The 11,881-nt window shown below is 67.3% G+C and carries 9 protein-coding genes; 2 read left to right on the top strand and 7 right to left on the bottom strand.

From position 1 onward, the window contains the following. Window positions 1-21: 21 nt before the first annotated feature. From ubiE to ACV22Z_RS15505, 4 genes are all read right to left on the bottom strand, one after another. Entirely contained in the window at window positions 22-753 is a 732-nt protein-coding gene (gene ubiE / locus ACV22Z_RS15520; RefSeq protein ID WP_448077178.1) for a bifunctional demethylmenaquinone methyltransferase/2-methoxy-6-polyprenyl-1,4-benzoquinol methylase UbiE, read from the bottom strand. A gap of 52 nt (window positions 754-805) precedes the next feature. Further along, the gene (locus tag ACV22Z_RS15515; RefSeq protein WP_448077177.1) at window positions 806-1,219 is read right to left on the bottom strand and encodes a gamma-butyrobetaine hydroxylase-like domain-containing protein; all 414 of its coding nucleotides are present in this window, start codon (window positions 1,217-1,219) and stop codon (window positions 806-808) included. Further along, the gene (locus ACV22Z_RS15510; protein ID WP_448077176.1) at window positions 1,216-1,659 is read right to left on the bottom strand and encodes an HIT family protein; all 444 of its coding nucleotides are present in this window, start codon (window positions 1,657-1,659) and stop codon (window positions 1,216-1,218) included. The genes ACV22Z_RS15515 and ACV22Z_RS15510 overlap by 4 nt, the downstream gene beginning before the upstream one ends. Window positions 1,660-1,787: 128 nt before the next feature. Beyond that, on the bottom strand, window positions 1,788-5,810 hold the full coding sequence (locus ACV22Z_RS15505; protein WP_448077175.1) for a DUF3683 domain-containing protein: 4,023 nt from the start codon (window positions 5,808-5,810) through the stop codon (window positions 1,788-1,790). A 637-nt stretch (window positions 5,811-6,447) separates the two neighbouring features. Here ACV22Z_RS15505 and ilvA point away from each other — a divergent pair. Continuing rightward, window positions 6,448-7,971, top strand: coding sequence for a threonine ammonia-lyase, biosynthetic (ilvA, locus tag ACV22Z_RS15500; RefSeq protein WP_448077174.1), 1,524 nt, complete (start codon window positions 6,448-6,450; stop codon window positions 7,969-7,971). 12 nt (window positions 7,972-7,983) lie between these two features. After that, the gene (gene queF, locus ACV22Z_RS15495; RefSeq protein WP_448077173.1) at window positions 7,984-8,808 is read left to right on the top strand and encodes an NADPH-dependent 7-cyano-7-deazaguanine reductase QueF; all 825 of its coding nucleotides are present in this window, start codon (window positions 7,984-7,986) and stop codon (window positions 8,806-8,808) included. 119 nt (window positions 8,809-8,927) lie between these two features. On the opposite strand, the gene ACV22Z_RS15490 is transcribed toward queF, so the two are convergent. From ACV22Z_RS15490 to ACV22Z_RS15480, 3 genes are all read right to left on the bottom strand, one after another. Beyond that, window positions 8,928-9,314: a RidA family protein gene (locus ACV22Z_RS15490; RefSeq protein WP_011353171.1), complete on the bottom strand. Its 387-nt coding sequence runs from the start codon at window positions 9,312-9,314 to the stop codon at window positions 8,928-8,930. 132 nt (window positions 9,315-9,446) lie between these two features. Next, window positions 9,447-10,928: an N-acyl-D-amino-acid deacylase family protein gene (locus tag ACV22Z_RS15485; RefSeq protein WP_448077172.1), complete on the bottom strand. Its 1,482-nt coding sequence runs from the start codon at window positions 10,926-10,928 to the stop codon at window positions 9,447-9,449. A 2-nt stretch (window positions 10,929-10,930) separates the two neighbouring features. After that, entirely contained in the window at window positions 10,931-11,863 is a 933-nt protein-coding gene (locus tag ACV22Z_RS15480; protein WP_448077171.1) for a MurR/RpiR family transcriptional regulator, read from the bottom strand. Window positions 11,864-11,881: the final 18 nt, after the last annotated feature.

Raw genomic sequence — 11,881 nt, 5'->3', positions numbered from 1 at the left:
CAAACGTATGGAAAGAACCCCTTAGTACTTGGTTCCGAGATGTAACGCTACCACGCCACCTGACAAATTGTAATATTTGACGGCATCGAGGCCCGCTTGCTCCATCATCGTCTTCAGCGTGTCCTGATCGGGATGCATCCGGATAGATTCAGCAAGATACCGGTAACTGTCGGCATCTTTCGCGAACTTGTCGCCAAGCCACGGTAATACTTTGAAAGAATACAGATCGTACGCTTTTTTCAGCGGCTCCCAGACCTTCGAGAATTCGAGCACCATCACGCGCCCGCCCGGCTTCGTGACGCGGCGCATCTCGGCAATCGCGGCGTCCTTGTGGGTCATGTTGCGCAGCCCGAACGCGACCGTGACCACGTCGAAGTAGTTGTCCGGAAACGGAATTTTCTCGGCGTCGCACAGCAGCGACGGCGTCACGATGCCCTTGTCGAGCAGGCGGTCGCGGCCGACCCGCAGCATCGATTCGTTGATGTCCGTGTGCCAGACCTCGCCCGTCGGCCCGGCAGCCTTCGCGAACGCCTTGGTCAGGTCGCCCGTGCCGGCCGCGATGTCGAGCACCTTGTAGCCGGGGCGCACATTCGCCTGCGCGATCGTGAACGCCTTCCACGCGCGGTGCATGCCCGCCGACATCAGGTCGTTCATCAGATCGTAGTTGCTCGCGACCGAATGGAACACGCCCGCCACTTTCTTCGCTTTTTCGTTTTCCTCGACGCTATCGAAGCCGAAGTGGGTTTTGCTCATCGCGTTGATCCTCAGTAAAAGGCAAGACGGCGCCGAGAGCCGGCGCCGTCGTTCAGTGGCAGTGGCCGTGCGGCGTGCCCGCCGCCGGCATCGGGGCATCGCGATCGACGCCCGCCGCCTTCAGTTTGTCGAAATAGTCGCGCCATAGCGCATCCTGGTGCGTCGCCAGCTCGTACAGCAGGTCCCACGAGTAGATGCCGGTCGAATGGCCGTCGGAGAAGGTCGGCTGCAGCGCGTAGTTGCCGACGCCCTCGAGCGCGGTGATCGACACGTCGCGCTTGCCGGTCTGCAGGGTTTCCTGCCCGGGCCCGTGGCCGCGCACCTCGGCCGACGGAGAATAGACGCGCATCAGCTCGAACGGGATCCGGTAGTTCTCGCCGTTCGGGTACTGCAATTCGAGCACGCGCGACACCGCGTGCACGACGACGCCCGACGGAATCGGGGTCGTGGAAGTCAAACCGCTCATGGCTGCCTCGAATCGGTCAGTCGTTCAATCTCTTCGCGCACCACGTTGTGCAGCAGCGACGCCTGCGCGGCGCGCTGGCGCAACAGCGCCTCGGACACGCTGCGCTGCCGCGGCGCCCATACGGGCTGCGGGAAATGCGCGTCGTTCGAGAAGCGCGGGATCACGTGCCAGTGCACGTGCGGCACCATGTTGCCGAGGCTCGCGAGGTTCACCTTGTTCGGCTGCATCACGCGCCGCACCGCGCGCTCGACCGCGCAGACGACGTCCATCACGCGGGCGCGCTCGGCGTCGCCGAGATCGGAGAACTCGGCGACGTGCGCGCCCCAGATCACCCGGCAGAAGCCCGGGTAGTCGTGCTCGCCCGTCGCGAGGACGACGCGCAGCGCATCGTCCCGCCACAGCAGCTCGCCACCGTCTTCACGGCAAAACACGCATTCCATTGTCGCTCCCCTGTGTCGACGAGCGTCAGCGCTTCAGCGCTGACCCTCATCCCATGCATGGGACCGGAGCTGGCGCTTCGGCGCCTGCCCCGGTCCCATGCATGGCTAGTCGTGCAGTCAAGCCCGCATTAGACCAGCACGCGCTCGATCCCGCCATTGTTTGCGTGTGCGACATAGTCGGCCATCCAGTTCTCGCCGAGCACCTGGCGCGCGATCTCGACGACGACGTAGTCGGCCTCGATGTTCGCGTCCTCGTTGTAGCGCGACAGGCCCTGCAGGCACGACGGGCAGCTCGTCAGGATCTTCACGTCCGCGCCGCCATTCCCGGCCGGCGCCGGCGCGTCGCCCGCGACGACCGGAATGCTGCGCAGTTTCGCCGCACCCTTGCGGATCTCCTCTTCCTTGCGGAAGCGGACCTGCGTCGAAATGTCCGGACGCGTGACCGCGAGCGTGCCCGATTCGCCGCAGCAGCGCTCGTTCTTCTCGATCCTGTAGCCGTCCTTCTCCGCGCCCATCAGCTCGTTGACGAGCTTGACCGGGTCCATCGTCTTGATCGGCGTGTGGCACGGGTCGTGATACATGTAGCGCGTGCCCTTCACGCCGTCGAGCTTCATCCCCTTCTCGAGCAGGAACTCGTGGATGTCGATGATCCGGCAGCCCGGGAAGATCTTGTCGAATTCGTAGCCTGCGAGCTGGTCGTAGCAGGTGCCGCACGACACGACCACCGTCTTGATGTCGAGGTAGTTCAGCGTGTTCGCGACGCGGTGGAACAGCACGCGGTTGTCGGTGACGATCTTCTCGGCCTTGTCGTACTGGCCGGAGCCGCGCTGCGGATAGCCGCAGCACAGGTAGCCCGGCGGCAGCACGGTCTGCACGCCGGCTTCCCACAGCATCGCCTGCGTCGCGAGACCGACCTGCGAGAACAGGCGCTCGGAGCCGCAGCCCGGGAAGTAGAACACCGCTTCCGAATCGACGGTCGTCGTCTTCGGATCGCGGATGATCGGCACGATCTTGTTGTCCTCGATGTCGAGCAGCGCGCGCGCCGTCTTCTTCGGCAGGTTGCCCGGCATCTTCTTGTTGACGAAGTGGATCACCTGCTCGACGACGGGCGGCTTGCCGGTGGTCGCGGGCGGGTGCTGCGTCTGCTTCGTCACGACCTTCTTCAGCATGTCGTTCGCGAAACGCTGCACCTTGTAGCCGGCGCCCATCATCACGCTGCGCGCGACGTTGATCGTCTGCGGATTGGTCGCGTTCAGGAAGAACATGCCCGCCGCATTGCCGGCGTTGAATTTCTTCTTGCCCATCTTGCGCAACAGGTTGCGCATGTTCATCGTCACGTCGCCGAAGTCGATCTTCACCGGGCACGGCGTCGCGCACTTGTGGCACACCGTGCAGTGGTCGGCCACGTCGTTGAACTCGTCCCAGTGCTTGATCGACACGCCGCGGCGGGTCTGTTCCTCGTACAGGAACGCCTCGATCAGCAGCGACGTCGCGAGGATCTTGTTGCGCGGGCTGTACAGCAGGTTCGCGCGCGGCACGTGGGTCGCGCACACCGGCTTGCACTTGCCGCAGCGCAGGCAGTCCTTCACCGAATCGGCGATCGCGCCGATGTCGGACTGCTGCATGATCAGCGATTCGTAGCCCATCAGCCCGAAGCTCGGCGTGTACGCGTTGCGCAGGTCCGCGCCGTCGAGCAGCTTGCCCTTGTTGAAACGGCCGTTCGGATCGACGCGCTGCTTGTACGCGCGGAAATCGGCCATTTCGTCGTCGGTCAGGAACTCGAGCTTCGTGATGCCGATCCCGTGCTCGCCGGAGATCACGCCGTCGAGCGAGCGCGCAAGCGTCATGATGCGCGCGACCGCCGCGTGGGCGTCCTGCAGCATCTCGTAGTTGTCGGAGTTGACCGGCAGGTTCGTGTGGACGTTGCCGTCGCCCGCGTGCATGTGCAGCGCGACGAACACGCGGCCGCGCAGCACCTGCTTGTGGATCGCCTGCGCCTCGTCGAGGATCGGCTTGAATGCGCCGCCGTTGAAGATCGCACGCAGCTCCGCGCGGATCTCCTGCTTCCACGAGATCCGCACCGTGCGGTCCTGCGTGACGTGGAACACGTTCACGCCCGGCTGCGCGTCGACGCGATCCGCGAACTTCTCGGCAAGCGCCTCGTAGCCGAGCTGCACGAGGTAGTGCTGCGCCTCGCGCAGCGGCTGGTCGAGCCGGTCGCGCACGAATTCCCAGCGCGCGCGCACGCGCTTGAGCAATTCCAGCGCCTGCTGCACGCGGTCTTCCAGCAGCTCGGCGCTCGGGATCTCGTTCGCGTCGTCGGTCTTGCCGAGCGGCAGGTTGCCGTTCGTGAAGAACGCTTCCAGCGCGTCGACGAGCTGCAGCTTGTTCTTCAGCGACAGCTCGATGTTGATCCGCTCGATGCCGTCGGTGTACTCGCCCATCCGGTTCAGCGGGATGACGACGTCCTCGTTGATCTTGAACGCGTTCGTGTGCTTCGCGATCGCGGCCGTGCGGCTGCGGTCGAGCCAGAAGCGCTTGCGCGCCTCGGCGCTCACCGCGACGAAGCCTTCGCCGCTCTTGCCGTTCGCCATGCGCACGACTTCGGACGTCGCGTGCGCGACCGCGTCCGCGTCGTCGCCGACGATGTCGCCGATCAGCACCATCTTCGGGAACGCGTTGCGCTTGCTCTTCGTCGCATAGCCGACCGCGCGCAGGTAGCGCTCGTCGAGGTGCTCGAGGCCCGCGAGGATCGCGCCGCCCTGCTTCGACGTCTCGAACAGGTAGTCCTTGATCTCGACGATGCTCGGGATCGCCTCGCGCGCCTGGCCGAAGAACTCGAGGCAGACGGTGCGCGTGTGCGCTGGCATCTTGTGCAGCACCCAGCGCGCGGACGTGATGAGCCCGTCGCAGCCTTCCTTCTGCACGCCCGGCAGGCCGGCGAGGAACTTGTCGGTGACGTCCTTGCCGAGGCCTTCCTTGCGGAACCGGCGGCCTTCGATCTCGAGCATCTCGCTCTTCAGCAGCTTCTCGCCCGGCGCATACGCGCCGTCGAACCACTTCAGCTCGAAACGCGCGACCGGGATGTCGTGGATCTTGCCCTGGTTGTGCTCGTGGCGCGTGACTTCGAGCCAGTTGCCGTCCGGGTCGACCATCCGCCACCAGGCCAGGTTGTCGAGCGCGGTGCCCCACAGCACGGCCTTCTTGCCGCCCGCGTTCATCGCGACGTTGCCGCCGATGCAGGACGCGTCGAGCGACGTCGGGTCGACCGCGAACACGTAGCCGGCCGCTTCGGCCGCCTCGGTCACGCGGCGCGTGACGACGCCCGCGCCGGAGAAGATCGTCGGCACCTTGTGCGCGACGCCCGGCAGCTCGGTCAGCTCGACCGCGCCGAGCTGCTCGAGCTTCTCGGTGTTGATCACCGCCGAGAACGGCGTGAGCGGCACCGCGCCGCCCGTGTAGCCGGTGCCGCCGCCGCGCGGGATCACCGTCAGGCCGAGCTCGAAGCAGGCCTTCACGAGGCCGGCGATCTCGGCTTCGGTGTCCGGGGTCAGCACGACGAACGGGTATTCGACGCGCCAGTCGGTCGCGTCGGTCACGTGGGACACGCGCGACAGCCCGTCGAAGCGGATGTTGTCCTTCTGCGTGCAGCGGCCGAGCGCCTTGGTCGCACGTCGGCGCAGCTCGGCCATCTTGTCGAATTCGTCGGCGAACTCGTTGACGGCACGCTGCGCGGCAGCCTCGAGCGCCCCGACGCGCGCGGCGCGCTCGCGGGCCGTTTCGTCGTCCTGGTGTTCGGTCAGGTCGGCGCGGCGACGCTTCTCGATCTCGCCCAGGCGGTGGTTCAGCGCCTCGATCAGCAGCGCGCGGCGCTTCGGGTTGTCGAGCAGGTCGTCCTGCAGGTACGGGTTGCGGCGCACGACCCAGATGTCGCCCAGCACCTCGTACAGCATCCGGGCCGAGCGGCCCGTGCGGCGCTCGGCGCGAAGCTCGTCGAGCACGGCCCAGGCTTCCTCGCCGAGCAGGCGGATCACGATCTCGCGGTCGGAGAACGAGGTGTAGTTGTACGGAATCTCACGCAGACGGGGCGCGGGGTCGGCGGCGACAGCGGCGGCCGCGCCATGCGGATCGAAAACTTGTGGTGCGTTCATGTTCGGACGACTCGGAGGGCCGATACACCGGACAGGGGCGTCGGCAAGCGCGTGGGCGCTATCTTGGGGAAATCTGTTCTGTTACCAGGAACGCATCTGCTCTGCGTGGGACCGAAGCGCGCGCTGAAGCGCAACTCCGCGTCGACACCTGGCGGCACTCGGAGCCGTCAGCACGATCGTGCGCGGCGCGCATGCCGTTCCGCCGCGGGGCTGGCTGCGCGCGGCGACGGCTTCAATGGGGCGATCCGAGGGTGCCTCTGCATCTTCCGATCCTTGATTCAAAACGGAATTCTAACCCATGATCGGGCATCGCGTGAGGCCTCGGACGCGTTGTGGGGATATCGCCGGAAGGCCCGCCGGCCGGGGCCCGAAGCGGTTTCGGGCCCTCATTCGCCGTCCGGCCGGTCGGTAACTGGCCGGTTAAGCGCACCGGGCGGGCTCGCGCGGCGCGCATCCGCAACCCCGGCAGCTGCGGCAACGCCGGAAACCGCGGCAGCCGCGGCAGCCGCCGCGACCGCCGCGACCGGCCGTCCGCGGCGCGTCCCGCATCCCGCGCGACGCACAGGCCGTGCCCGGAAGCGGTGCAGGCGCTATTATTGATGTTTTGCGTCCTACCCCGCACTGCACGCGAGCGTCCATGGCATCCCACGATTATCTGAAGAAAATCCTCACCGCGCGCGTCTACGACGTCGCGATCGAGACGGAACTCGAACCCGCCCGCAACCTGTCGGCCCGGCTGCGCAACCCCGTGTACCTGAAGCGCGAGGACAACCAGCCGGTGTTCTCGTTCAAGCTGCGCGGCGCGTACAACAAGATGGCGCACATTCCGGCCGACGCGCTCGCGCGCGGCGTGATTACGGCATCGGCGGGCAACCACGCGCAGGGCGTCGCGTTCTCGGCGGCGCGCATGGGCATCAAGGCGGTGATCGTCGTGCCGGTCACGACGCCGCAGGTGAAGGTCGACGCGGTGCGCGCGCACGGCGGCCCGTCGGTCGAGGTGATCCAGGCCGGCGAATCGTACAGCGATGCGTACGCGCATGCGGTCAAGGTGCAGGAAGAGCGCGACCTCACGTTTGTCCACCCGTTCGACGATCCGTACGTGATCGCGGGCCAGGGCACCGTCGCGATGGAAATCCTGCGCCAGCACCAGGGCCCGATCCACGCGATCTTCGTGCCGATCGGCGGCGGCGGACTCGCCGCGGGCATCGTCGCGTACGTGAAAGCCGTGCGCCCGGAGATCAAGGTGTTCGGCGTGCAGACCGAGGATTCGTGCGCGATGGCGCAGTCGATCGACGCCGGCCGCCGCGTCGAGCTGACCGAGGTCGGCCTGTTCGCGGACGGCACCGCGGTGAAGCTCGTCGGCGAGGAAACCTTCCGGCTCTGCAGCGAACACCTCGATGGCGTCCTGACGGTCAACACCGACGCGCTGTGCGCGGCGATCAAGGACGTGTTCCAGGACACGCGCAGCGTGCTCGAACCGTCCGGCGCGCTGGCGGTCGCGGGCGCGAAGCTCTACGCGGAACGCGAAGGGATCGAGAACCAGACGCTCGTCGCGATCACGTCCGGCGCGAACATGAACTTTGACCGGATGCGCTTCGTCGCCGAGCGCGCCGAGGTCGGTGAGGCCCGCGAAGCGGTGTTCGCGGTGACGATCCCCGAGGAGCGCGGCAGCTTCAAGCGCTTCTGCTCGCTCGTCGGCGAGCGCAACGTCACCGAGTTCAACTACCGGATCGCCGATGCGCAGGCCGCGCACATCTTCGTCGGCGTGCAGATCAAGCGCCGCGGCGAATCCGCGGAAATCGCCGCGAACTTCGAGTCGCACGGCTTCCAGTCCGTCGACCTGACGCACGACGAGCTGTCGAAGGAGCACATCCGCTACATGGTCGGCGGTCGCTCGCCGCTCGCGCTCGACGAGCGGCTGTTCCGCTTCGAATTCCCGGAGCGCCCGGGCGCGCTGATGAAGTTCCTGTCGTCGATGGCGCCCGACTGGAACATCAGCCTGTTCCACTACCGCAACCAGGGCGCGGACTACAGCTCGATCCTCGTCGGTCTGCAGGTGCCGCCCGCCGACCATGCGGAGTTCGAACGCTTCCTCGCAGCGCTCGGCTATCCGTATGTCGAAGAAAGCGCCAATCCGGCCTATCGCCTGTTCCTGTCGTAACCGTCACGCACCATGAATCCCGAACACTCTCCGCTCGGCAAGGCGACCGTCTACGCGACGCAGTACGACGCGTCGCTGCTGTTCCCGATCCCGCGCACCGGCGCGCGCGAGCAGATCGGCATCACGTCCCCGCTGCCGTTCTTCGGCACCGACATCTGGAACGCGTACGAGCTGTCGTGGCTCAATGCGCGCGGCAAGCCGCAGGTCGCGGTCGCGACGTTCTACGTGCCGGCCGAATCGCCGAACATCGTCGAATCGAAGTCGTTCAAGCTGTATCTCGGCTCGTTCGCGCAGACGAAGTTCGATTCCGTCGACGCCGTGCGCGACGCGCTGAAGCGCGACGTGTCGGCCGCGTGCGGCGCGAGCGTCGCCGTGCAGCTCGTGTCGCCGCACGACTTCCGCAAGCTCGAGATGGACGAGCTCGACGGGCTGTCGCTCGACCGGCTCGACCTCGATACCGACATCTACGAACCCGATCCGTCGCTGCTCACCGCCGCGCACGACGAGGCGCCGGTCGAGGAGACGCTCGTGTCCGACCTGCTGAAGTCGAACTGCCCGGTCACGGGCCAGCCCGACTGGGGCAGCGTGCAGATCCACTACGTCGGGCCGCAGATCGACCATGCGGGGCTGTTGCGCTACCTCATCTCGTTCCGCAATCACACGGGCTTTCACGAGCAGTGCGTCGAGCGCATCTTCGTCGACATCCTGCATGCGTGCAAACCGGTGAAGCTCGCGGTGTATGCGCGTTATACGCGGCGCGGCGGGCTCGATATCAATCCGTTTCGCACGAACTACAACCAGCCGATGCCGGATAACGCGCGCACCGCGCGGCAGTAACGCGGCGCAGCCGTTCGCTGGCGCCCGGAAACACGACACCTCGACCGGCTCACGCCGATCGGGGTGTCTTTTCATGCGACAGACGCGCTTGTCGCGTAACTTCGGGGTAACGTCGGGCGTTACTTCGCCGGCGCCTTGTACGCGATGCAGTCGACCTCGACCTTGCAGTCGATCACCATGCTCGACTGCACGCACGCACGTGCCGGCGGATGCTCGCCGAAGTACGAGATGAACACCTTGTTGAACGACGCGAAATCGCGCGCATCGTCGAGCCACACGCCGCAGCGCACGACGTGCTCGAGGCCGTAGCCGGCTTCCTTCAGGATCGCGATCACGTTCTCGATCGTTTGCTTCGACTGCGTGACGATCCCGCCTTCGACCACTTCGCCGTTCACCATCGGCGTCTGGCCCGACACGTACAGCCAGCCGTCGGCTTCGACCGCACGCGCAAACGGCATCACCTGGCCGCCCGTGCCCTTCGCTTCGCCTACGCCATATCGCTTCATCGTTTCACTCCTTGTTTTGTCGACCAGGGTCAGCGCGTCGGCGCTTGCCCTGGCCCCATGCAACGCTCGGTTGCGGATGCGCGCGCCGGCAGCGGCGCGCGCGGAAGACAGAAACAACAGCCGCGTTCGGACTCAGAACGCAGCTTCGGCACTCGCCTGCGCGCGTGCGCCGCGCGCGACGAAGCCGCCCGCGCGTTCGCCGGTCGGCTGGCCGTCTCGGTAGGTCAGCACGCCGTTGACCCACACCGCGTCGATGCCGTGCGCGGGCTGCTGCGGCTTGTCGAACGTCGCCGCATCGATCACGCGGTCGGGGTCGAACAGCACGAGATCGGCGTGGTAGCCGACGTGTACTTCGCCGCGCCCTGCGAGGCCGAAGCGGCGCGCGGACAGCGACGTCATCTTGCGGATCGCCTCCTCGAGCGGCAGCAGGCCCGTGTCGCGCGCGTAGTGCCCGAGCACGCGCGGGAACGCGCCCCACAGCCGCGGGTGCGGCAGCGGATCGTTCGGCAGGCCATCCGAGCCGACCATCGTCGCCGGATGCGACAGGATCCGGCGCACGTCGTCCTCGGACATGTTGTGGTACACGGCGCCGGCCGGCCGGATCCGCTGCGCGGCTTCCTGCTCGGTGACGCCCCACTCGGCCGCGATCGTCTTCAGCAGCTTGCCCGCGACTTCCGGGTGCGGCTCCGACCACGTGATCGTGATGTCAATGTCGCCCGTCACCTGCTTGAGGTCGAGCGTCGACGAGCTGCGGCTGTACGGATAGCAGTCGCAGCCGACCGGCTGGTAGCGGCGCGCGCCCTCGAGCGACGCGAGCACCTCGGTGCTGCGGCCCCAGTTCGACGGGCCCGCGCATTTCAGGTGCGAGATCACGACCGGCACCTTCGCGTGGCGGCCGACGCGGTACGCCTCGTCCATCGCATCGAGGATCGCGTCGAACTCGGTGCGCATGTGCGTCGTATACAGCGCGCCCGCGTTCGCGAGCGGCTCGGCGAGCGCCATCACCTCTTCGGCCGGCGCCGCGAACGCGGAGCCGTATGCGAGGCCCGACGACAGCCCGAGCGCGCCGTGCGCGAGCGCTTCCTCGAGCTGCGCGCGCATGCCGGCGATTTCGGCATCGGTCGCCGCGCGGTCGAGGCGGTCCATCTGGTTGTTGCGCAGCGCGGTGTGGCCGACGAGCGCGGCGACGTTGACCGCCGGCCGCGCGTGGTTCACCGCCGCAACGTAGTCGGCGAAAGTCGGGTACTGGAACGCGCCGCGCTCGCCGAGCAGGTTCATCGGGTCCGGCGGGTCGCCTGCCAGCGTGACCGGCGACGCGCTGATCCCGCAATTGCCGACGATCACGGTCGTCACGCCCTGCGTGATCTTCGGCAGCATCTGCGGCGAGCGGATCACGTGGGTGTCGTCGTGCGTGTGCACGTCGACGAAGCCCGGCGCGAGCGCACGGCCGTTCGCTTCGACGATCTCCTCGGCCAGCCAGTTCGACAGGTTGCCGATCGCCGCGATCATGCCGTTGCGGATCGCGACGTCGCGCGTGACGGGCGGCGTGCCGGTGCCGTCGTACAGCAGCGCGCCGACGATCAGCGTATCGGCAGCTTCGGGATGCGAATGCATGGTCAGTCTCCTAGCGGTTGACGGTCTCCGCCGCCGCGGTGCGCATCGAGCGCATGCTTGATCCGGCGCAGCGATTCCCGGCACCCGTCGCCGAGCCGCAGCGCGACGCCGGTGACGAGCACGTCGATGGCCATCATCATCGCGTAGCGCGATGTCGACGGTTTGAAAATGAAATCGGTCTCGAATGCGACGACCGGAATCAGGTGGTCGGCGAGCTGCGCAAGCGGCGACGCCGGCGCGGTGACGGCGATCACCGTCGCGCCGTAGCGCTTCGCGAGCGCGCAGCTGTCGAGCAGCTCGGGCATGCGCCCGCTCACCGACAGCGCGACGACGACGTCATCGTTCGACAGCGTCGCCGACACCATCCGCTGCAGCACGCTGTCCTGGTAGCTCGCGACCGGCCGGCCGAAGCGCACGAGACGGAAGCGCAGCTCGTCGGCGAGCGCGGTCGACCCGCCGCCCTGCCCGTACACGTAGATCATCTTCGCGCCTGCGAGCCGATCGGCGGCCGCGTCGAATGACGTCTGGCGCAGCAGCTGATGGTTATGCGCGAGCGCCACCTGGATTTCGTCGTAGACCATCGACGCGGGGTTCGCGTCGCCCGCGCGCGCGGCATCCGACGGCGCGAGGAAACGCTGGCCGACGGCCGCCGCCTGCGCGACGAGCAGCTTCAGTTCGCGCACGTCGCGGCAGCCGACTGCCTTCGCGAAGCGCGTGACCGTCGCGACGCTCACCTCCGCGTCGCGCGCGAGCGTGCCGATGCTCGCGTGCGCGGCGCGCACGAGATCCGCGAGGATGAACGCGGCCACCTTGCGCTCGGCGTCACGCAGCTCGGGCGCGCATTCAGCGATCCGGGCGACGATGTCGACGGCCGGCGGCGTGGCGGCGAGCTCGGCAGCCGGCGGGACAGAAGACGGGGCGGCGGGCGTATTCATCTGCTGAATGGGTTGTGA

This window comes from Burkholderia sp. PU8-34 (genome assembly GCF_053427725.1).
Note: the sequence above shows the minus strand (reverse complement) of the source record. Positions and strands in the feature narration are given on the sequence as shown.